We start from the raw sequence: 20185 nt of genomic DNA, 5'->3' as shown, positions 1-20185 counted from the left end.
AGACCGGCCGTCACGTCGTTGCCGCCTCGGCGAATCCCCTTCGCCACGGATCCCGTGGCCGAAACAGGAGCTTCGACGCATGACGACACGCTTCTTCCTCACGAGCGCGGCGACCACCCTCCTCGCCGCGATCGCCTGCGGTCCGGCCCATGCCGCACCCGACCTCGAAGCCGCCCAGGCGATCGTCGACGAGCACTCCCAGATCCCCACCTTCGAGCCGCCGGGCGAGCCGTTCGACGCCAAGGCCTGCATGGCCGACAAGAAGCTCTTCTCGGTCCCGACGTCGAGCTCCATCCCGTTCGTGGACGGTATCGAAACCTCGATGGAGGAGGTCGCCGAGGAGATCGGCTTCGAGTTCCAGCAGTGGAAGAACCAGGCTCAGCCCACCCAGTGGGTGCAGGGCATGGAGTTCGCCATCAACAACGGCTTTGACGGGATCGACCTGATGGCCGGCATCATCCCGTCCTCGCTGGGGCCGCAGGCGGCGGCGGCCAAGGCGGCCGGCATCCAGGTCTTCGCCACCCACTGGGCCGACACCACGACGCCGGACGATCCCGCCGCCACCCACTCCTTCCCGATCCCCTACACCCGCGTCGGCGAGATCATCGGTGCCTGGATCACGGTGAAGACCGAGGGCAAGGCCAACGTCCTCATCATCGGCTCCGACGACGTGCCCGCCACCACCCCCTACCGCAAATCGGTCCAGGCGACGCTCGACAAGCTGTGCGACGGGGGCTGCAGCCATACCTACGTCAACGTGCCGGTCGCCGAGTGGGCGACCAAGATCCAGACCAACGTTCAGGGCGCGCTGATCGCCGATCCGACGATCAACTACATCGTGCCGATCTACGATTCGATGAGCCAATTCGTGCTGCCGGCCCTCACGATCACCGGCAAGAAGGGACAGGTGAAGATCGCCACATTCAACGGCACCCCCTTCGTCATCGACCTGGTGCGCCAGGGCGAGGTGGAGATGGATATCGGCGAGAGCCTCGGCTGGATCGCCCGTTCCACCATCGACGCCGAGATGCGGTCGCTGTGCGGCCTCGACGTGCCGGAGGACCTCTATGTGCCGCTTCTCATCTTCGACAAGGATAACGCCGAGACCGCGGGCGTGCCCGCCGGCTTCAACCAGGGCTATGGCGACGAGCACGTGTCGGGCTACCGCAAGCTCTGGGGCCTCGAATGAGCGAGGCGTTCAGACGCCGCCATCGGGGCGATGCCCCCGTCCTCGACGTCCGCCACCTGTCGAAGCGCTTCGGCAACCAGCTCGTGCTCGACGACGTGGGGCTGGAGGTGCTGCCCGGCGAGGTGCACGGCCTCCTCGGCCAGAACGGGTCGGGCAAGTCGACGCTGATCAAGATCCTCGCCGGCTTCCACGATCCGGAACCAGGGGCGGAGCTCGTGATGTACGGCGAGGCGGCGAGGCTGCCGATGCCGGCCGGCGGCGCCCGCGCCCTCGGCATCGCCTTCGTGCATCAGCACCTGGCGCTGATCCCCTCCCTCACGGTGGTGGAGAATCTGCGCCTCAACGATCTCGCCACGCAGAACCGCGTCGCCATCAATTGGCGGCGCGAGGCGGAAAAGGCGCGGGCGACCTTCGCTCGCTTCGACCTCGCCATCGACCCGCGCGCCCGCATCCAGGACCTGCCGCAGGTGGAGCGGGCGCTCGTCGCCATCGTGCGCGCCTTCGAGGAGGTGAAGGACGCGACCGCCGGCGGCCGTGGCCTCCTCATCCTCGACGAGCCCACCCCCTTCCTCCCGAAGGCCGGCGTGGAGCAGCTCTTTTTGCTCGTGAAGAGCATCGCCGCCGACGGTGCCGGCGTGATCTTCGTGTCGCACGACATCGACGAGATCCGCGAGATCACCGACCGCGCCACCATCCTGCGCGACGGCAAGCTCGCCGGCACGGTGGTCTCCAAGGACGTCGACCACGACGGCTTCATCGAGCTCATCGTGGGGCGCAAGGTGAGCCTCTTCCAGAGCGCCAAGCCGGACCTCACCGCCCGCCCGGTCGCCGCCCGGGTGGCGAGCCTCTCCGGTCCGATGGTGGAGGACGTGGGCTTCGCCGTGCACGAGGGGGAAATCGTCGGCCTCACCGGCCTCATCGGCTCCGGGGCGGACCGCGTGCCCTCTCTCCTCTACGCCGCGCAGCGCGCCCGAGCGGGGACCTTCTCCGTCGGTGGCACGACGCTCGACCTCGCCACCATCCTGCCCGAACACGCGATGGCGGCGGGCATCGCCTTCCTGCCGGCCGATCGGCTGGGCGCGGCGGGGGTCGGCAGCCTATCGATCACCGACAACATCTCGCTGCCCGTCCTGTCGGACTTCATGGGGGCGTTCGGCCTCTCCTGGCCGCGCCTCACCGAACGGGCCCGCTCGCTCGGGCGCGACTACGAGGTGCGGCCCAACCGGCCGGAGCTCAACCTTTCGGCGCTCTCCGGCGGCAACGCCCAGAAGGTGCTGCTGGCGAAGTGGCTGCAGACCGAGCCCACCCTCCTGATGCTCGACGAGCCCACCCAGGGCGTCGACGTCGGCGCCCGCCAGACGCTCTTTGCCGCGCTCAACGGGGCGGCCTCGAAGGGCACGGCGATCCTCGTCGCGAGTACCGACGCCGAGCAGCTCGCCCAGATCTGCCACCGGGTCCTGGTGTTCGCCGGCGGGCGCATCGTCGACATTCTCTCCGGCGACGCCGTCACCAAGGACAGGATCACCGAGGCCTGCCTCAAGAGCACCACCCTCACCGCCCTCCACCCGCGCGAGGAAGCCGCATGAGCGAAGCCACCGCGACGCCCGGCGCCGCCCCCATCAACTGGAAGCGCCACGCGGAGGCCTACGCGCTGGTCTTCGCGCTGGTCGTCCTCTTCTGTGTGTTCGGAGCGCTGAAGCCCGTCGCCTTCCTGTCGTGGGCCAACATCTCCACGATGCTCGGCTCCCAGTCGGTGCTGGTGTTCCTGACGCTCGCCCTCATCATCCCGCTGACGGCGGGCGACTTCGACCTCTCGATCGCCGCCACCCTCACCCTCGGGGCGATGATGGTGGCCGTGCTCAACGCCCAGATGGGGGTGCCGCTCCCGGTGGCGATGGTCTGCGCCATCGGCGCGGGCGCCGTCATCGGCATGGTCAACGCCTGGTTCGTCCTCTACTTCCGCATCCACTCGCTGATCGTCACGCTCGGCACCGGCACCTTCATCAACGGCATCGTGCTGTGGATCTCCGGGTCGAGCACCATCAGCGGCATCGATCCGGTGCTCGTCACCTACGTGGTGGTGACGCGTGTCTTCGGCATCCCGCTGGTGTTCTACTACGCGCTGACGCTCGCGATCGTGCTCTGGTACGTGTTCGGCTACACTTCACTGGGGCGGCGGCTGCTCTTCGTGGGGCGCGGGCGGGAGGTGGCGCGCCTCTCCGGCATCCGCGTCGACCGGGTGCGCTTCTTCTGCTTCATCGCCTCCGGGATGATCAGCGCCACCACCGGCATCCTCTATGTCGGGACCATCGGGGCGGCCGATCCGAACTCCGGCAACACCTTCCTGCTGCCCGCCTTCGCCGCCGCCTTCCTCGGCGCGACGGCGATCAATCCGGGACGCTTCAACGCGTTCGGCTCGCTGATCGCGGTCTATTTCCTCGTCATCGGCATCACCGGCCTGTCGATGCTCGGCATCCAGACCTACGTGCAGAACCTCTTCTACGGCGGTGCGCTGGTGACGGCGGTGGCGTTGTCGCAGCTGGTGCGCAAGCGCGAGGCGCAGGACTTCAGCTGACGCCACAGAGCGACGGCGGGGGGCGACGGCAGGGGACGACGGCGGGAAGCCGCGCCCCTCGCCGTCACCCCGTCCGGCGCCGAACGACGCGCGGCGGATCAGGCGGCCGCGGGCAGGCGGTCGGCCCGCGTCTTCATCAGCGGCTGCACGTACTTGCCGAACTTCTCGATGCCGAGCACGAAGTCGTCGAACGTCATCATGATGCCCTTGGTGCCGGGCACCGAGGCCACCTCGTCGAGCATCCGCGCCACCGTGGCGTAGGAGCCGACGAGGGTGCCCATGTTGAAGTTCACCGCGCCCTCGGGAAGGTTCATGGCCTTGGCGGTGGAGCCGTCCTCGGCCGCCACGTCCTTGCCGCTCTGGTCGGCCATCCACGACAGCGCGTCGACGTCGGCGCCCTCGCGGTAGTGGGTCCACTTCGCCATCGCCTCCTCGTCCGTCTCTTCGGCGATGATCATGAAGAGGACGTAGCTGCCGAGGTCGCGGCCGGTCTTCGCCGCCGCCGCCAGCAGACGCTCGTTGAACGGCGCATAGGCCGTCGGCGTGTTGAGGCCGGAGCCGAGGGCGAAGGTGTAGTCGGCATACTCGGCCGAGAACTCCAGCCCCCGGTTGCTCTGCCCCGCCGACACGATCTCGATCGGGTGCGACGGCGTCGGCTTCATGGTGCAGTTGTCCATGGTGAAGTGCGTGCCCTTGAAGTTGGACACCCCGCTCGCCCACAGCTCCTTCATCACCGTCACGTATTCGGACGAATAGTCGTAGCGGTAGCCGAAGTACTCGTCGCCGGGCCACAGCCCCATCTGGTCGTACTCGGCCGACTGCCAGCCCGACACGATGTTGACGCCGAAGCGGCCGCCGGAAATGGAATCGATGGTGGTCGCCATCCGCGCCACCATCGCCGGCGGCAAGGTGAGCACCGCGGTGGAGGCGAACAGCTTGATCTTCGACGTGACCGCCGCGAGCCCCGCCATCAGCGTGAACGACTCGAGCCCGTAGTCCCAGAACTCGGTCTTGCCGCCGAAGCCATGCAGCTTGATCATCGAGAGGGCGAAGTCGAAGTTGTACTGCTCCGCCCGCTGCACGATGGTCTTGTTCAATTCGAAACTCGGCATGTACTGTGGCGAGGTTTCCGAAATGAGCCAACCGTTGTTGTTGATGGGTATGAAGACGCCGATATCCATCGCAAGCCCCTCAAGTGACACGCAAAAGGTTCGTCTCGGCCGCCGGCCCTCGGCCGGCCAGGCACACGGCTAGAATAGCGAGCCCGACGCCACACACCCCGCCCGATTAGTGTGCATCGTTGATCGGATTGTTCGCATCTGTTCGCATCGTCCCGCCTCAGTAGGCGAGCGCGTGCAGCCCCGCCGCCAGCACCCGAATGCCCTCGACGATGTCGGGAATGGAGGAGAACTCCTCCGGGGTGTGGCTGCGCCCGTCCTTGGAGCGCACGAAGATCATCGCGACCTTGGCGATCCGCGCCATCTGCTGGCTGTCGTGGCCGGCCCCGCTCGGCATCGTCATGAAGGGAATGCCCTGGCTGCGCGCGGCCTCCTGCAGCGTCGCCACCACGCCGGGGTCGGACAGGCACGGGGCATGGTCGATATTGTGCTTCCAGGCGATCTCGAGGCCGCGGCGCTCGGCGACCTCGCGCATCAGCGCCTCGTGCCGGGCATAGAGCACCGCGCGCTGGGCGGGGTCGGGATGGCGGGCGTCGACGGTGAAGTTCACCGAGCGCGGCACCACGGCGGCCCCGTTGGGATCGACGAGCACGCGGCCCACCGTCGTCACCGCCGGGCGGCCCATGCGGTGGGCGGTGTTGATCACGCCCGACGCGATCTCGGCGAACCCCGCCATCGGGTCGCGCCGCAGATCCATCGGGAAGGCGCCGGCGTGGTTCTGCTCGCCCGTCAGCATCACGTCGTAGTGGCGGATGCCGGTGATCGCGTCGACCACCGCCACCGGCAGGTCGGCATGCTCCAGGATCGGCCCCTGCTCGATGTGGAGCTCGACGAACACGTCGATGTCGTCCCGCTTGGCGGACGGAATGTCGGCCGGGTCGAGCCCCACGCCGCGCATCGCCTCGGCGATCGTCTCCCCGTCATAGCCGACGACCTTGTCAGGGTCGTCCGGAGCGATGCGCCCGGTGATGGCGCGCGAGCCCCAGAAGTTGGTGGAGGGAAAGCGGCTCCCCTCCTCCTCGCACAGCGACACCGCCTCGAGCGTGCGGCGGGGGGTGCCGAACTGCTCCTTGAGCGCCCTGAGCGCGATCAGCCCCGCGAGCGCCCCGAGCGCACCGTCATAGCGCCCGCCGGGCCGCTGGCTGTCGATGTGCGAGCCGGAGACGATCGAGCCGCCGCCCTCGCTGCCTGCGAGGCGCCCCCACACGTTGCCCACCGCGTCGCGCGACACGGCGAGCCCCGCCTCTGCGCACCAGGTGGCGTAGAGATCCTGCGCGGCGACCCACTCGGGCGAATAGACCGTGCGCCACACGCCGGTGTCGGCGTAGGCCCCAAAGCGCGCCAGCTCCATGATGGTGTGTTCGACGAATTCCGGGGCGATCTTGATCTCGGGCAACGTTCCCTCCGCGGCTGCGTGCACGGCTTGGATACAGGATGAATGCCAGCCGGCGCACGCGCGCCGCCGGTGGGCGGGTCCGACCTTGGCACCCGACTTGCTATCTCATCGACGCAGGGCGTCGAGCCTCGCCGCTCCGTCGTGGCCAGCGCCAAACCGGGGACGAGAATGTCGAGAAAGACCACCATTGCCGTTGCCCAGCTCGGGCCGATCCAGCGCGCGGACTCGCGGGAGGCCGTGGTCGCGCGGCTGATGGCGATGATGCGCGAGGCCTCCGGACGCGGCGCCACCTTCGTGGTGTTTCCCGAGCTCGCCCTCACCACCTTCTTCCCCCGCTGGTATTTCACCGACGAGGCGGAGCTCGACTTCTTCTACGAGACCGAGATGCCCAACGACGTCACCGCGCCGCTCTTCGCCCTCGGCGCGGCGCTCGGCATCGGCTTCAATCTCGGCTACGCCGAGCTCGTCGTCGAGGGCAACACCAAGCGGCGCTTCAACACCTCGATCCTCGTCGACCGCAAGGGCACCATCGTCGGCAAGTATCGCAAGGTGCACCTGCCCGGCCATTCCGCGTACGAGGACTATCGCCCCTTCCAGCACCTCGAGAAGCTCTACTTCGAGCCCGGCGATCTCGGCTTCCCCGTCTACGAGGTCGACGACGTGCCGATGGGCATGTTCATCTGCAACGACCGGCGCTGGCCGGAGACGTGGCGGGTGATGGGGCTCAGCGGCGCCGAGCTCATCACCGGCGGCTACAACACGCCGACGCACAACCCGCCGGTGCCCCAGCACGACCACCTCTCCTCCTTCCACCACCTCCTGTCGATGCAGGCGGGCGCCTATCAGAACGGCGCCTACACCGCCGCCGCCGGCAAGGTGGGCGTGGAGGAGAACTGCATGCTCCTCGGGCACTCCTGCATCGTCGCTCCGACCGGCGAGATCGCCGCCCTCTCCACCACCTTGGAGGACGAGGTGATCAGCGCCCCGGTGGACTTCGACCGCTGCCGCGAGCTGCGCGATCACGTCTTCAACTTCAAGCTTCACCGCCAGCCGCACCACTATGGAAAGATCGCCGAGCTCTATGACTGAGCCTTTCCGATGAGGGCGATCGGCATCGACGTGGGCGGCACCTTCACCGACCTCGTCGACTGCGGCCTCGACGGCGGAGCGGCCGAGATCCACAAGGTGTCGAGGACGCCCGCCGCCCCCTCCAAGGGCATGTTGACGGGGATCGCCGAGCTCTGCGCCACGGTGGGAGTGACGCGGGCCGAGATCGGCGCCGTGTTCCACGGCACCGCCATCGCCACCACCAGGGTGCGGCGTGGCGGATGAGCGACGCCTAGGCCGCCGCCGCGCCGCGACCGCTCGCCCACGATCCGCGAGCGGCGAACAGCGCGCCGACCGCGTCCGCGACGGCGAGCAGCCGACGGTCGCTGAAGCGCGCGCCGATCAGCGACAGTCCCACCGGCATCCCGGCCTGACCGCGAAAGCCCGGCACGTTGACGACGGGAACGTGCAGGAAGGTCCACATCGAGCAGAATACGTGGTCGCCCGTCCAGGCGAGGCCCCGCGGCGCCTCACCCGTCACGCTCGGGGCGAGCACGGCGTCGTAGGCGGAGGCGATCTCGTCGAACACGATGCGGCAGCGGGCGCCGACGTCGTAGGCCTGGCGCACCTGGTCGGCGTCGAGGCCGGCCTTGTTCTCCACCATCCCCATGAAATCGGGGTGGAGGAGGTCGGGATGCGACACCGCCTCGCTGAGGAAGGCGCTCTTGCCCTCGTGGGCGAGGACGACGCCATGGTGTTCGCTCAACCCGGAGAAGAGCGGCGGCAGGGTGAGCGCGGTGACCGTCGCCCCCGCCTCCCTCAGAAGCGCTTCGCCGAGGGCGAGGGCGTCGCGCGTCGCGGTATCGGCCCGCTCCCACATCGGGGTGCGGCAGACGGCGATCTTCACCCCCTCCAGGGGGCGCGGCGCCGCCGGTTCGCCGAGGCGGAAGACGTCGGCGAGGAGGTCGAGATCGGCGACGGCGCGGGCGTAGAGGCCGAGGGTGTCGCAGGTGAGCGAATAGACCTTCAGCCCCTCCCGGCTGATGACGTTCCAGGTGGGCTTCAGCGCGTAGACGCCGTTGAACGAGGCGGGGCGGATGGTCGATCCGCCGGTCTGCGTGCCGAGGGCGAGCGGCACCTGGTTGTCGGCCACCGCGGCGGCCGAGCCGCTCGAGGAGCCGCCCGGCGTGCGCTCCGGGTCGTGCGGATTGCGCGTCGTCCCGCCCCGGCTCGTCGCCGCGAACTCGGTGGTGACGGTCTTGCCGAAGATCAGCGCGCCCGCCGCACGCAGCGTCTTCACCGGCGCCGCATCGACGCGCGGGCTGTCGCTCTCGTAGATCGGCGAGTTGTGGCCGGTCGGCATGTCCTTCGTATAGATCACGTCCTTCACGCCGACGGGCAGACCGTGCAGCGGGCCGCGCGCGCCGGGGTTGAGTCGATCGAGCCGCGCCGCTTCGGCACGCACGAGATCGGGGTCGAGAAAGCTCCACGCCGCGACGGCCTCCTCGCGCGCCGCGATGCGGGCGAGGCATGCCTCGACGAGCTCGCTCACGGACATCTGCCCGCCACGCATCAGTCGGACGGCCTCCACGGCGGACAACTCGTTTTGCAGCATTGCGGCTCCTTCCGGCCCGCCCACCCACGCGAACTCGTCCACGTCAGAGGGAAGAGGTGACAGGATGCGCCACCATCACGCGATCATCTCCGCGGCAACTGCGCTGTCAAGCCTGTGCCACATTGCGAAACGAGCCGCACGATGACCAAGATCGGCGTATTTATTCCCATCGGCAGCCGCGGTTGGCTGATTTCGACCACGTCGCCCAAGACAATGCCGACATTCGATCTCAACCGCGCCATCGTTCAGCGGGCCGAGCACTATGGACTCGATTTCGCTCTGTCGATGATCAAGTTCCGCGGGTTTGCCGGCCCGAGCGAATTCTGGGTGCACAACTTGGAATCGTTTACGCTGATGGCTGGCATCGCGTCGATCACGCGGCGCATCAAGCTGTTCGCCTCGGTGGGGCTTCTCACCATGCCGCCGCCGCTCGTCGCCCGCATGGCCTCCACCATCGATTCCATCGCGCCGGGCCGCTTCGGGGTGAACATCGTGACCGGCTGGCAGCCCAAGGAATATCAGCAGATGGGCCTGTGGCCCGGCGAGGCCCACTTCGCCCGGCGCTACGAATACGCCACCGAATACGTGAAGATCATGAAGGAGCTGTGGGCCACCGGCGTCTCTAACTTCAAGGGCGAGTATTTCCAGATGGACGACTGCGTCCTCTCCCCGCGCCCCTCCGCCAAGATCGACCTCTTGTCGGCCGGCCAGAGCGACCGCGGCATGCGCTTCGTCGCCGAGGAGTGCGACATGAACTTCGTCGGCTCGATGGGCCTCAACGACCCCTCCACCATCGCCCCCGTGGCGGCGCGCCTGATGGCGGCCGGGGCGGAGACCGGCCGCGACGTCTCCGCCCTCGTGCTCCTGATGGTGATCGCCGACGAGACCGACGAGAAGGCCTTCGCCAAGTGGGAGCGCTATTGCGCGGGCACCGACATCGAGGCCCTCGCCTGGCAGGCCGCCCAGGCGGGACAGGACGTCAACGCCTCCGACGCATCCACCGCCGCCAAGCTCGCCAAGCAGATCGAGAACCCGGAGCCGACGCGGATGCTGAAGCTCATCGGCTCCTACGAGAATGTCGCGTGGATGCTCGACGAGGTCGCCGCCACGCCGGGCCTTGCCGGCGCGATGCTCACCTTCGACGACTTCATCGTGGGCATGGAGCAGTTCGGCGAGCACATCCAGCCGAAGATGCAGAGCCGCCGGCACCTCTACGCCTGAGACGGCTCGACCCCGGCGAGCAGCGCCGCAAAACCTCCCGCCGCCTCGATGAGGGCGGCGGTGTGGCGGTAGGTGACCTCTTCGAGCTCACGGCCGCGCTGCCAGTCGAGCACGCCCATGCCGGCAAGGAGCGGCGGCACGATCAGCACCCCCTCGCCGAGCCCCGCCCGCTTCATCACGCGGTGGCTGTTGATCATCATCGCGCGCAAGAGTACGTCGCTGAGCTTCGGAAAGGCCGTCTGCCGGTGGCGGCCGAGGGCGAACTCGCGGACAAGCCGCGCCCGCGTCGGCAGCGCCTCGTAGTCGGCCGCGACGCGCCAGTCGCCCTGCCCCTCGAAGCCGATCACCACGTTGGGCCCCGCCTTCAGTTCGCGCATGATGCCGACGGGCTGGTTGTCGAGCACCGCGCCGTCGACGAGCACCTCGCCCTCCGCCGTCACGAACGGCGGGTAGACCGCCGGGATCGCCGAGGACGCCCGCACCGCCTCCCAGACGCGGCCGTGCCGATGCACCCGCACCTCGTTGTGGGTGAGGCTCACCGACACCGCGTAGGCGGTCCGCGGAAGGTCTTCGAGGCGCCGCTCGCCGTAGTGATGGCGCATGCCGCTGTCGAGGACGTGGTGATCGAGGAGGCTATAGATGGGCACGGTGAAGCGCCGCATGGCGCGGTTCTCCACGAAGATCTGCTCGGCGATTTCGAGGACGTCCTGCGTCGGCAGTCCGCTCGCGAGGCCCGTCGACATCGCCGCCCCGACGCTGGTGCCGCCGAAGACGTCGAACACCGCGCCGTCCTCCTCGAGCGCCCGCACCACGCCGAGGTGGGCGCAGCCGAGCGCGCCGCCTCCCGCCATGACGATGCCGAGCGCCCGGCCGGCGAGAATGCGGGCGAGGCGCGAGAAGTCCGCCGGCTGATCGCACGCCACATGATGGTGGAGGTGGACCGGGCGCCCCGCGAGCCAGTGCCGGGTCCCGCCGATCGGCATCGCCGCCCGCTCCCGCCACAGGAGGAGCGCGCGGTTCGCGGGACGGAAGAAGCCGAGCGCGTAGGTTTCGAGCGGGCTCGGCGGTAGCGGCCCGTCCCCGGCCTCGGCGAGCGGGGCGGCGAGAAGCAGCACGTCGCTCTGCCGCAAGGCGGTGCGGTCGAACGGGCCGCCGTCGCCCTCGAGGGTCAGGAGAATGCGGGCGCCATCTCCCTCGCGCGCCTGGAGGAAGGCGCCGATGGCACCCTCGTCGTCGCGGTCGATGCCAGCGGGAAGATCGTCCCGGCCGATCGCCGTCACGCCGCCGACCTCGGCGAGAGCGGCGACGAGAGCCGCCCGCACCGCATCGGGGACCGCACCGCCGCCGCCGGCGGGGCAGAGGGCGAGGGTACCCGGCGGCTTCGGCGACAGGGCGGGCGCGGCGGCCGTCACGTCGGCAAGACGCCCGGCGATCGCGGCGAGCACCGCCTGGGCGATCTCCGGCACCTCGTGCACCAGAGCGTCGTAGTCGGCACGCGAGAGGCTCAACACCTCGCTGTCGCGCGCGGCGACGACGTCGGCGGTGCGGCGCACGTCGGCGAAGAAGGCGATCTCGCCGACGGGCTCGCCCGTGCCGATCTCGGCGATCACCCGCCGCCCATGATCGACCATCACCTGAAAGCGGCCGCGGGCGACGATATAGAGCGCGTCGGCGGCCTCACCCGCCGTGATCAGCCGTTCCCCGCGCGTCAGCACGTGCCGCTCCATGCGGGCGGCGACGGCGCCGCGCATCGCCGGCGACAGCGCCGACAAAGCGCCGATGTCGGAGAGGATCGAGTCCGGCGGCAGGCTCACGACGTCTCCTCATCGCATCGCAGCAATGGCGGGGCGTTTCCCTCGGTATCGCGGCCGAACGCGTCGGTTGCAAGGCCCCGTCAGCCCAGCCGGGCGATCTCCTCGTGGAAGCCGGGAACGAGGTAGGGCGCGAAGCGGGCGGCGACCTTCACGTCGAGGTCGCGGAAATGGCCTTCCGCGTTGAGGATGTTCATCGTCCCGAGCAGCGTGCCGTGGTGCAGGATCGGAATGTTGATGACGGCGCCGAGGCCGAGGCTCGCGATCAGCTCGTGGTCGGCGAAGGCCCAGCGGATCGCGGCGAGATCGGGCCCGAGATAGGACTTCTTGCCCTTCAGCACCACCTCGCCCCAGGGGGTCGGTCCCACCCGCTTGACACCGGAGACCGGATAGGCGGCCTCGTTGGAGGAATAGAAGCGCTGGACCTCCTCCCCGCCCGGCAGCACCACGAGGAGGGTGAAGAGGCGGTGGCCGATCAGGCGGTTCGTCGCATCCTGCACGGCGCGATAGACGGCGTAGCGATCCGCTCCCTCGGCCAGACTGGTCGCCACCGTGTCGAGGGCGGCAAGGATGTCGAAGTCAGTTTGCATGGGGCGCCTTCTCGTTCTTCTCGCGGAACAGCCCACCCGGCGCGAATCTCAGCACCAGGACGAGTGCTAGTCCTACTGTGATTTCCCTCAAGGCCGCCACCTGTACCGCGGACACACCCGGCACGATTTCGCCCAGGAAGCGACTGGCCTCGAGCCATGCGACGAGGAGATAGGCGCCGATCGTCGCCCCGATCGCGCGGCTGTTGCCGCCCGCCGTCGCGGCGAGGAACACGTAGATCGTGATGAGCGGCTGGAAGAGATCGGGGGCGATGTAGGAGATGTAGGAGCCGTAGAGGGCGCCGGCGAGCGCGGCGATGGCGCTGCCGATCATGAACGCCTCGGCCTTGTAGCGCACGACGCGCTTGCCGGCGACGGCCGCCACCACCTGATCGTCGCGGATCGCCCGCAGCACGCGCCCCCACGGCGAACGGGAGAGACGGGAGATCAGGATGCCGGCGAGGAGGCAGACGAGCGTCGCCGCCACCGCGAACTTCACGTGGAACCACAGGCCGCCGCTGCGGTCGAAGAGGCTCGGGATGCCGGCGATGCCGTCGGTGCCGTTGGTGAGCCAGATCTCGTTGGAGGCGACGATGCGCACCACCTCCGCAAAGCCCAGGGTGACGATGGCGAGATAGTCGTCCCTGAGGCGCAGCGTGGAAAGGGTGACGGCGAGCCCCACCAGCGCGCCGGCGACGAGAGCGCAGACGAGACCGATCACCACCGGCGCCGCGAGGTCGGTGGTGACGAGCGCGGAGGCGTAGGCTCCAATGGCGAAGAAGCCGACGAGGCCGAGATTGACCATCCCCGACTGCCCCCAGACGAGCACGAGGCTCTGCGCCAGGAGAGCGTAGACGGCGGCGATCGCCAGGATGAAGACGATGTAGGTGGCCATGGCGCTACCGTGTCGCTGTGCCGAGGAGGCCGCGCGGGCGGAAGGTCAGCACCACCAGGATCACCAGGAAGCCCACCGCGAGTCGATAGGCGGGCGACAGGAAGGCGACGGTGAGCTCCTCCACGATGCCGATGGAGAGCGCCCCCACCACCGCCCCCGGAATGGAGCCGAGCCCGCCGAGCACGGCCGCGGCGAAGACGGAAAGGAGAAGCCGCGTCCCCGTCATCGGGTCGACCGAGGCGTCGACGCCGACGAGCATGCCGCCGATGCCGCAGAGGCCGAGCGCCACCGCCACCGTCACGTCGGCGATGCGCACCGGCTCGATGCCCTTCAGCCGGGCAAGGTCCGGATTGTCGGCGCAGGCTCGCATCGCCCGGCCGAAGCGGGTGAAGCGCAGCCCGGCCCAGAGGAGCGCCATGATGGCGAGCGCGGTCGCGAGATTGCGCAACTGCTGCGGGCCGACGCGGATCCCCCACCACACCACGTCGCGCTCGAGCGGGGTGTCGAAGCCCTTGAGGTCGTTGCCGTAGATGAAGCGGATCACGTTCTCGAGCACGATGGCCATCGCGAGCGACGCGATCGCCATCGTCAGCGGCCCGGCCGGTTCGAGCGGCCGCACCGCGACCTTCTCGGTGGCGAGGCCCACCGCGGCCGCGACCAGAAACGCCACCACCAGCGCCGGCCACAGCGAGAGGCCGAGCGAGGTGTTGGCGGCCCACCCCGCATAGGCGCCGACGGTGGCGACGGCGCCGATCATGAAGTTGGGGTAGAGGCGGATCGCGAAGATCGCCGTGAAGCCGATGGCCGGCACCGCGAGAATGGTGCCGGACACGAGCCCGTTGGCGAGCGCCTGCGGCAGGACCTCGAAGATCATGCGATCTTCAGGAGCGTGATCTTGCCGTCCTTCACCTGGTCGTAGCGGAACTTGGCGTCGGTGATGTCGCCCTTTTCCGTGAAGTCGCAGGGGCCGGAGGCGCCGGTGTAGTTGATTGCCGAACCCGCCTCGAGGGCGGCGAGACCGTCGAGCGCCGTCGACACGGCCTCGCCCTCGCCCTGCGCCACGGTGCGGATCGTCTCGCGCACGGTCGCGCCGGTCGCCGCCCCGCCCGCCGCCATCGACAGGATGACGAGGTTGGCGTGGTCGTAGACCTGGCAGGTGTAGGTGTCGGGCGCCTCGACGCCGATCAGCTTGGTGAGCGCGTCGTAGCCCTTGGAGCCTTCCGCCGGCGAGGGCGACAGCGTGTAGACCCCTTCCACCGCCTCGGCCGGCATCGCCTCGACGAGCTTGGCGTTCACCGAATAGCCGAAGCCGAGGAGCTTGCCGTCGTAGCCGGCCCGGTAGAGGTCCTTCAGGAGCACGATGGTGTCGGGGGTGTAGCCGCCCATCACGATCATGTCGGGGTTCGTGCGCAGAGCGGTGTCGACCTCGGAGCGCAGCGAGGCCTTCTTGTCGTCGTAGATCAGGATCTCGGCCGACCCGCCGCCGGCCTCCACGGCCGTCTTGAGGCTCGAGAACTGGCTGTCGGCGAACGGCGTCTGCGGCGACATGAAGTACACCTTCGGCGCGTCGAGCTCGATGCAGAACTCGCCGAACTTGCGGCCCTGCAGCGTGGTGTTGGGCTGGGTGCGCACCAGCCAGCCATGGTGTGGCAGCTCGGTGATGGAATCGGCGCCCGACACGGTGGTGAGGAAGGTCTCCCCCTCCCAGCAGAGCGGCGCCACCGCCGTTGTCACCGAGGAAGCCCAGGTGCCCATGATGGCGGCGACGTCGTCGACGTCGATCAGCTTGCGGGCGGCGCGCACGCCGGCTTCGGGGTTGGTCTGGTCGTCCTCCGAGATCACGGTGATCTCGCGGCCGAGGATGCCGCCCTTGGCGTTGACCGTCTCGGCGACCTTCTTGGCGGCCTCGGCCATCACCGGGCCGTAGGGGCCGCCGGCGCCGGTCAGCGGCGTCAGCGTGCCGAGGCGGATCACCTCCGACTGCGCCCGCACGATGGCGGGGGCGGCCAGGGTGAAGAGACCGGCGGCCGCCGTCCCTTTCATCAGCGTGCGGCGGTTGATGCCGTTCGTCAGTAGCTTTGTCATGCTCGTCTCCCCTTCGTCGGACGGCGCGTCATGCGCGCCCGCCCAAAAATGCGCGGCGGACCTCGGGGTCCTGCCGCATCGCCTGCGCCTCGCCGTCCATCGCGACCCGCCCGTCCACCATCACGAGGGCGCGATCGGACATGGCGAGCGCCGCAAGCGCGTTCTGCTCCACCATCAGGATGGCGATGCCCTCGTCGGCAAGGCCCCGGATCGCCTTGAAGATCTCCGCCGCGGGCTTCGGCGCGAGCGCCGCCGTCGGCTCGTCGAGCAGGAGGACGCGGGGCGAGGCCATCAGCGCGATCGCCATCGCGAGCGTTTGGCGCTGGCCGCCCGAGAGGGCGCCGGCGGCCTTGCCGCGCCGCTCGGCAAGGAGGGGAAAGCGGGCGTAGACGTCCCGCGCCCGCTCGTGCGAGCGGGCCGGCTCCAGATAGGCGCCGATGTCGAGATTCTCCGCGATGGTGAGCGCGCCGAAGACGTTGCGCTCCTGCGGCACGAACACCAGGCCCTCGCGGGCGCGGCCCTGCGGGTCGAGGCTCGACAGGTCGCTCTCGCCGAGCCTCACCGAGCCCGCCTTGCACCGCAGAAGCCCGGAGACGAGCTTCAGCGCGGTCGACTTGCCGGCCCCGTTGGGTCCGATCACGGTGAGGATCTCGCCCGGAGCCACCGTGAGGCCCACGCCCTTCACCACCTCGTCGGCCGCGCCGTAGCCGCCGACGAGCCCCTCAACCGTCAGCATCGGCGAGCACCCCTCCACCGAGATAGGCCTCCTGGACGGCGTGATCGTCGCGGATCTCGGCGAACGAACCCTCGGCGAGGCGCCGTCCTTCCGCCATCACGATCACGTGGTCGGCGATGCGCTCCACCAGCGCCATGTCGTGCTCGATGAGGAGGAGCGTCAGCCCGCCCGCGACCAGTGCCACGAGCTGGTCACCGATCTCCTCGGCGAGCGTCGGGTTCACGCCGGCGACCGGCTCGTCGAGGAGGAGGAGGCGCGGCTCGGCCATCAACCCGCGCCCGATCTCGAGGAGCTTCTTCTGGCCGCCCGAGATGTCGGTCACCCGGTTGTCGAGCACGCGGGTAAGCTTCAGCCGCGCGGCGACGGCGAGCGCCCGCTCGGCGATCTCCGCCTCGCGCCTCCGCGCCCCGGTGAGGGCGGCCCACAGCCCCTCGCCGGGGTTGTCTTGGGCGTAGAGCATCAGATGCTCGAACACGGTGAGGCGGGGAAAGCCGCGGGCGATTTGGAAGGTGCGGACGAGGCCCGCGGCGGTGATCTCGTCGGGCCGGCGACCGGCGAGATCCGCCCCGTCGAAGAGGATGCGTCCGGCGGCCGGGCGCACCAGGCCCGAGACGGCATTGAAGAAGGTGGTCTTGCCGGCGCCGTTGGGCCCGATCACCGCGGTGAGACGTCCGGCGGGGACGTGAAGCGCGAGGTCGTCGACCGCGCGGAAGGCGCCGTAGCGCACAGTCAGGCCGCTCACCTCCAACATCGCTCGGCCGCCACCTCCAGGATGATCCGTTGTCGATCGGGGCAACAGACGATCAATGGGCTGAAGTTTCAAGCATCATTCTTCGGCATGGTGCGCATTGCGGCATCGCGGGGGCCGCATCGATGTTGCAGCGCATCACCGATGCGCCTTAGGTGCTGGCGCAACTGTCATCCCCTATAGCCATGGAGCCGAGATGAGCGACGACTATTCCAACAGAAGCTACGGTGAGATCGCGGTGGGCTTCGGCGAGAAGCCCGGCATCGTCGTGGTGGACTTTCAGATCGGCTTCACCGACCCGCAATATCCCCTCGGCGGGGCCCCGCTCGTGACGCGGGCGGTCGACAACACCGCCAAGCTCCTGGAGGTGGCGCGGCGCTACAACGTGCCGGTCGCCGCCTGCTACACCTCCTACATGAACGAGCGGGAGATGCCCTACTGGAAGATCACCGCCGTGCGCGAGACCTTCCGTGACGATCATCCGAGCATCGCCCTCGACCCGCGCATCTATCAGGAGGGCTACGACCTCGTCGTCTGCAAGAAGGGACCGTCGATCTTCTTCAACACCGGGGTGAGCGACTACTTCACCAAGGAGCGGGTCGACACGGTGATCATCACCGGCTGCAACACATCCGGCTGCATCCGGGCGAGCGCCATCGATTCCTTCTCCTACCGCTATCGCACCATCGTGCCGGAGGACTGCGTCGGCGACATCGAGGAAGGGCCGCACAACGACAATCTGCGCGACATCGGCCGCCGCTACGTGGACGTGTCGAACCTCGAGACGGTGCTCGGCCAGCTCGAGGCGTGGCGGCAGCGCAACGCCGGCTGACGCGCCGGCACCACCTCCCGATCCCCTCGGGAGGTGGTGCGCGTCGTCTCCGGAGCCCGCTGCGGGCGAAGCGTGAGGGCGGGATCAGTCGCAGAAGCGGCGCTTCTCCACGACGTAGGCCTGGTAGTAGCTGTCCCAGACCCGTACGCGCTCCACGTAGCAGCGGCGCTGCGGCCCGCGATTGTAGCGATCGTTGGCGACGGCCGCGCCGATGGCGAAGGCACCGAGGCCGATGATGGCGGCGGCAGCGGCGGCCCCGGCATGGCCGTGGTGCTTGCCCTTCACCACCTCCACGCCCGCGGCGCTGGTGGTGATCGACTGCTTGGCGAGGCCGGCGAAGGCGGGGGCGGCCTGCGCCGGCTGGAAGGCGGCAGCGGCAATCGCGAGGGCGGTACCGGCGGCGATGAACGTGGTCTTGATCGTCATGGATCCGTCTCCGTGTCCGTGTTTGTCGCGGCGTTGCTGCCGACAACACGGAGATGGCCGCCCGCGGCAGCTTTCCTCGTGACCGCGATCACACGATCGTCGTCTCCTCTTCCCTTGCTTCCGGGCGCCTTCGTCACTTAATGACGACTGCTTCCATCATCATTATCGAATGAACCGCAAAGGGAAGGATCGCGGCCCCTCATGATCTCGCAGAAGGCCCAATATGCGCTGCGCGCGCTCATCGCCCTCGCCAAGGCGGAGCCGGAGGTGGCGCTCAGCATTGCCGAGATCGCCGAGGAACAGCGCATTCCGAAGAAGTTCCTGGAACAGATTCTGCTCGATCTGAAGCATCAGGGCATCGTGATGTCGCGCCGCGGCAAGGCGGGCGGCTATCGCCTGCTGCGCACGCCCGACCGCATCGCCTTCGGCGAGGTGCTGCGCCTCGTCGACGGGCCGCTCGCGCCGCTCCCCTGCCTCAGCCGCATCGCCTACCGCCGCTGCGATTCGTGCATCGACGAGGAGACCTGCGAGATCCGCAAGGTGTTCGCCCGCGTCGCCGAAGCCACGCGCGAGGTGCTCGACACCGTCACCATCGCCGACGCCATCGAAAACCCCGAGCTCGTCACCTCGGCCGCCTGATCGGCGACGAGCCGAGGCTTCAGCGTTTGGGAAATACCCTTTAAAAACAACATTCTGACTCTCGCCTGAGATATTTGCACAGGCTAAAAAACTACTATATTGACAATGACGACCTGATAGGTAGGAATTAAGGTCATAGGAAGCAGGAGTGCCCTATGACTGGAATACGTCACCTTCCGCCTCTCGCCGCTCGTCGGCGGATCCGCTTGTGGTCTGCGGCGAGCGCCGCCGCTCTCGTCCTCGCCCTCGGTCCCGCCGTGGCGGAGGACATCACCCTCCTCAACGTGAGCTACGATCCGACGCGCGAGCTCTATCGCGAGTACAACGCCGCCTTCGCCAAGCACTACGAGGCGGAGACCGGCGACAGCGTCACCGTGCGCATGTCCCACGGCGGCTCGGGCAAGCAGGCCCGCTCGGTCATCGACGGTCTCGGTGCCGACGTCGTCACCCTCGCGATCTCCGTCGACATCGATCAGATCGCGGCCGCGACCGGCCTCATCCCGCCCGACTGGCAAAGCCGTCTGCCGGAGGCGAGCGCCCCCTACACCTCCACCATCGTGTTCCTGGTGCGCGAGGGTAACCCCAAGTCGATCAACGACTGGGACGACCTCGTGCGCGACGACGTGGAGGTCGTCACGCCCAACCCGAAGACCTCGGGCGGCGCGCGGTGGAACTATCTCGCCGCCTGGATCTGGGCGCTCGAGAAGTTCGACGGCGACGAGGAGAAGGTGAAGGCCTACCTCGCCGACCTCTACCGCCACGTGCCGGTGCTCGACACGGGCGCCCGCGGCTCCACCACCACCTTCACCCAGCGCGGCATCGGCGACGTGCTGCTCGCCTGGGAGAACGAGGCCTACCTCTCGCTCGACGAGCTCGGCGCCGACAAGTTCGACATCGTCGTCCCGTCCGTGTCGATCCTCGCCGAGCCGCCGGTCGCCCTCGTCGACGGCAATGTCGACGCGCACGGCACCCGCGCCGCCGCCGAGGCCTATCTCGAATATCTCTATTCCGAGGAAGGCCAGCGCCTCGCCGCCAAGCACTACTACCGCCCGGCGATGGGCGATCTCGTGGAGGCGGTCGGCGACCAGTTCCCCGAAGTGCGGCGCGTCCGCGTCGAGGACGTCTTCGGCTCCTGGCAGGAGGCGCAGCGCGTCCACTTCGCCGACGGCGCGATGTTCGACCAGATCTTCTCGGCGGGGCGCTGA

At 68.8% G+C, this 20185-nt stretch carries 20 protein-coding genes; 9 read left to right on the top strand and 11 right to left on the bottom strand.

Features of this window, described 5'->3' with window-relative positions:
• Positions 1–79 precede the first annotated feature (79 nt).
• From JCR33_RS21930 to JCR33_RS21920, 3 genes are read left to right on the top strand one after another with little or no spacing between them, the layout of a single operon-like run.
• Positions 80–1189 (top strand): sugar ABC transporter substrate-binding protein, encoded by a 1110-nt coding sequence (locus JCR33_RS21930; protein WP_198884270.1) that lies wholly within the window; start codon positions 80–82, stop codon positions 1187–1189.
• The gene (locus JCR33_RS21925; protein ID WP_198884269.1) at positions 1186–2775 is read left to right on the top strand and encodes a sugar ABC transporter ATP-binding protein; all 1590 of its coding nucleotides are present in this window, start codon (positions 1186–1188) and stop codon (positions 2773–2775) included. The genes JCR33_RS21930 and JCR33_RS21925 overlap by 4 nt, the downstream gene beginning before the upstream one ends.
• On the top strand, positions 2772–3764 hold the full coding sequence (locus JCR33_RS21920) for an ABC transporter permease (RefSeq protein ID WP_198884268.1): 993 nt from the start codon (positions 2772–2774) through the stop codon (positions 3762–3764). Before JCR33_RS21925 ends, JCR33_RS21920 begins: the two co-directional genes overlap by 4 nt.
• A 98-nt stretch (positions 3765–3862) precedes the next feature.
• On the opposite strand, the gene rutA (JCR33_RS21915) is transcribed toward JCR33_RS21920, so the two are convergent.
• Positions 3863–4945 (bottom strand): pyrimidine utilization protein A, encoded by a 1083-nt coding sequence (gene rutA, locus JCR33_RS21915; RefSeq protein ID WP_198884267.1) that lies wholly within the window; start codon positions 4943–4945, stop codon positions 3863–3865.
• A 157-nt stretch (positions 4946–5102) separates the two neighbouring features.
• A complete protein-coding gene (locus JCR33_RS21910) occupies positions 5103–6338 on the bottom strand; it encodes a Zn-dependent hydrolase (RefSeq protein ID WP_198884266.1) in 1236 nt (411 codons plus the stop codon).
• A 168-nt stretch (positions 6339–6506) separates the two neighbouring features.
• Here JCR33_RS21910 and JCR33_RS21905 point away from each other — a divergent pair, with 168 nt between their 5' ends.
• Both JCR33_RS21905 and JCR33_RS21900 read left to right on the top strand, forming a co-directional pair.
• Positions 6507–7427, top strand: a complete 921-nt coding sequence (locus JCR33_RS21905; protein WP_198884265.1) for an N-carbamoyl-D-amino-acid hydrolase — start codon at positions 6507–6509, stop codon at positions 7425–7427.
• Positions 7428–7436: 9 nt separating this feature from the next.
• Entirely contained in the window at positions 7437–7670 is a 234-nt protein-coding gene (locus tag JCR33_RS21900) for a hydantoinase/oxoprolinase N-terminal domain-containing protein (protein ID WP_198884264.1), read from the top strand.
• A gap of 7 nt (positions 7671–7677) precedes the next feature.
• Here JCR33_RS21900 and JCR33_RS21895 read toward each other — a convergent pair whose 3' ends face one another.
• Positions 7678–9000: an amidase gene (locus JCR33_RS21895; protein WP_198884263.1), complete on the bottom strand. Its 1323-nt coding sequence runs from the start codon at positions 8998–9000 to the stop codon at positions 7678–7680.
• 141 nt (positions 9001–9141) lie between these two features.
• Here JCR33_RS21895 and rutA (JCR33_RS21890) point away from each other — a divergent pair, with 141 nt between their 5' ends.
• Positions 9142–10221: a pyrimidine utilization protein A gene (gene rutA, locus JCR33_RS21890; RefSeq protein WP_198884262.1), complete on the top strand. Its 1080-nt coding sequence runs from the start codon at positions 9142–9144 to the stop codon at positions 10219–10221.
• Here the strand turns inward: rutA (JCR33_RS21890) and JCR33_RS21885 are convergent.
• The 7 genes from JCR33_RS21885 to JCR33_RS21855 all read right to left on the bottom strand — a co-directional run bounded on the left by JCR33_RS21885 (position 10212) and on the right by JCR33_RS21855 (position 17086).
• Complete coding sequence (locus JCR33_RS21885) at positions 10212–12035, bottom strand: cyclic nucleotide-binding and patatin-like phospholipase domain-containing protein (protein WP_198884261.1); 1824 nt, start codon at positions 12033–12035, stop codon at positions 10212–10214. The genes rutA (JCR33_RS21890) and JCR33_RS21885 overlap by 10 nt on opposite strands.
• An 80-nt stretch (positions 12036–12115) precedes the next feature.
• Positions 12116–12622, bottom strand: a complete 507-nt coding sequence (locus JCR33_RS21880) for a GAF domain-containing protein (protein WP_198884260.1) — start codon at positions 12620–12622, stop codon at positions 12116–12118.
• The gene (locus JCR33_RS21875; protein WP_198884259.1) at positions 12612–13514 is read right to left on the bottom strand and encodes a branched-chain amino acid ABC transporter permease; all 903 of its coding nucleotides are present in this window, start codon (positions 13512–13514) and stop codon (positions 12612–12614) included. Before JCR33_RS21875 ends, JCR33_RS21880 begins: the two co-directional genes overlap by 11 nt.
• 4 nt (positions 13515–13518) lie before the next feature.
• The gene (locus tag JCR33_RS21870; protein WP_198884258.1) at positions 13519–14388 is read right to left on the bottom strand and encodes a branched-chain amino acid ABC transporter permease; all 870 of its coding nucleotides are present in this window, start codon (positions 14386–14388) and stop codon (positions 13519–13521) included.
• The gene (locus tag JCR33_RS21865) at positions 14385–15599 is read right to left on the bottom strand and encodes an ABC transporter substrate-binding protein (protein ID WP_198884257.1); all 1215 of its coding nucleotides are present in this window, start codon (positions 15597–15599) and stop codon (positions 14385–14387) included. The genes JCR33_RS21870 and JCR33_RS21865 overlap by 4 nt, the downstream gene beginning before the upstream one ends.
• 28 nt (positions 15600–15627) lie before the next feature.
• Positions 15628–16335, bottom strand: a complete 708-nt coding sequence (locus JCR33_RS21860) for an ABC transporter ATP-binding protein (protein ID WP_198884256.1) — start codon at positions 16333–16335, stop codon at positions 15628–15630.
• Positions 16322–17086 (bottom strand): ABC transporter ATP-binding protein, encoded by a 765-nt coding sequence (locus JCR33_RS21855; protein ID WP_211110499.1) that lies wholly within the window; start codon positions 17084–17086, stop codon positions 16322–16324. Before JCR33_RS21855 ends, JCR33_RS21860 begins: the two co-directional genes overlap by 14 nt.
• A 193-nt stretch (positions 17087–17279) precedes the next feature.
• Between JCR33_RS21855 and JCR33_RS21850 the strand changes: the two genes are divergently transcribed.
• The gene (locus tag JCR33_RS21850) at positions 17280–17915 is read left to right on the top strand and encodes an isochorismatase family protein (RefSeq protein WP_198884254.1); all 636 of its coding nucleotides are present in this window, start codon (positions 17280–17282) and stop codon (positions 17913–17915) included.
• An 84-nt stretch (positions 17916–17999) separates the two neighbouring features.
• Here the strand turns inward: JCR33_RS21850 and JCR33_RS21845 are convergent, their stop codons facing one another.
• On the bottom strand, positions 18000–18341 hold the full coding sequence (locus JCR33_RS21845; RefSeq protein ID WP_198884253.1) for a hypothetical protein: 342 nt from the start codon (positions 18339–18341) through the stop codon (positions 18000–18002).
• A 201-nt stretch (positions 18342–18542) separates the two neighbouring features.
• On the opposite strand from JCR33_RS21845, the gene JCR33_RS21840 reads away from it, so the two are divergent.
• Complete coding sequence (locus tag JCR33_RS21840) at positions 18543–18980, top strand: RrF2 family transcriptional regulator (RefSeq protein ID WP_198884252.1); 438 nt, start codon at positions 18543–18545, stop codon at positions 18978–18980.
• Between the two features lie 155 nt (positions 18981–19135).
• Positions 19136–20185 (top strand): sulfate ABC transporter substrate-binding protein, encoded by a 1050-nt coding sequence (locus JCR33_RS21835; RefSeq protein ID WP_198884251.1) that lies wholly within the window; start codon positions 19136–19138, stop codon positions 20183–20185.

Source organism: Acuticoccus mangrovi (assembly GCF_016411865.1).
Classification (GTDB): domain Bacteria; phylum Pseudomonadota; class Alphaproteobacteria; order Rhizobiales; family Amorphaceae; genus Acuticoccus; species Acuticoccus mangrovi.
The sequence above is the reverse complement of the archived record's forward strand: the minus strand, read 5'-3'. Positions and strand labels throughout refer to the sequence as shown.

Coding starts and splice junctions, on each gene's coding strand:
- JCR33_RS21900 (WP_198884264.1), top strand. CDS start 7,437: ATGAGGGCGATCGGCATCGACGTGGGCGGCACCTTCACCGACCTCGTC.
- JCR33_RS21865 (WP_198884257.1), bottom strand. CDS start 15,599: ATGACAAAGCTACTGACGAACGGCATCAACCGCCGCACGCTGATGAAA.
- JCR33_RS21925 (WP_198884269.1), top strand. CDS start 1,186: ATGAGCGAGGCGTTCAGACGCCGCCATCGGGGCGATGCCCCCGTCCTC.
- JCR33_RS21870 (WP_198884258.1), bottom strand. CDS start 14,388: ATGATCTTCGAGGTCCTGCCGCAGGCGCTCGCCAACGGGCTCGTGTCC.
- JCR33_RS21875 (WP_198884259.1), bottom strand. CDS start 13,514: ATGGCCACCTACATCGTCTTCATCCTGGCGATCGCCGCCGTCTACGCT.
- JCR33_RS21850 (WP_198884254.1), top strand. CDS start 17,280: ATGAGCGACGACTATTCCAACAGAAGCTACGGTGAGATCGCGGTGGGC.
- JCR33_RS21930 (WP_198884270.1), top strand. CDS start 80: ATGACGACACGCTTCTTCCTCACGAGCGCGGCGACCACCCTCCTCGCC.
- JCR33_RS21860 (WP_198884256.1), bottom strand. CDS start 16,335: ATGCTGACGGTTGAGGGGCTCGTCGGCGGCTACGGCGCGGCCGACGAG.
- JCR33_RS21855 (WP_211110499.1), bottom strand. CDS start 17,086: ATGTTGGAGGTGAGCGGCCTGACTGTGCGCTACGGCGCCTTCCGCGCG.
- JCR33_RS21920 (WP_198884268.1), top strand. CDS start 2,772: ATGAGCGAAGCCACCGCGACGCCCGGCGCCGCCCCCATCAACTGGAAG.
- JCR33_RS21895 (WP_198884263.1), bottom strand. CDS start 9,000: ATGCTGCAAAACGAGTTGTCCGCCGTGGAGGCCGTCCGACTGATGCGT.
- JCR33_RS21840 (WP_198884252.1), top strand. CDS start 18,543: ATGATCTCGCAGAAGGCCCAATATGCGCTGCGCGCGCTCATCGCCCTC.
- JCR33_RS21835 (WP_198884251.1), top strand. CDS start 19,136: ATGACTGGAATACGTCACCTTCCGCCTCTCGCCGCTCGTCGGCGGATC.
- rutA (WP_198884267.1), bottom strand. CDS start 4,945: ATGGATATCGGCGTCTTCATACCCATCAACAACAACGGTTGGCTCATT.
- JCR33_RS21845 (WP_198884253.1), bottom strand. CDS start 18,341: ATGACGATCAAGACCACGTTCATCGCCGCCGGTACCGCCCTCGCGATT.
- JCR33_RS21880 (WP_198884260.1), bottom strand. CDS start 12,622: ATGCAAACTGACTTCGACATCCTTGCCGCCCTCGACACGGTGGCGACC.
- JCR33_RS21905 (WP_198884265.1), top strand. CDS start 6,507: ATGTCGAGAAAGACCACCATTGCCGTTGCCCAGCTCGGGCCGATCCAG.
- rutA (WP_198884262.1), top strand. CDS start 9,142: ATGACCAAGATCGGCGTATTTATTCCCATCGGCAGCCGCGGTTGGCTG.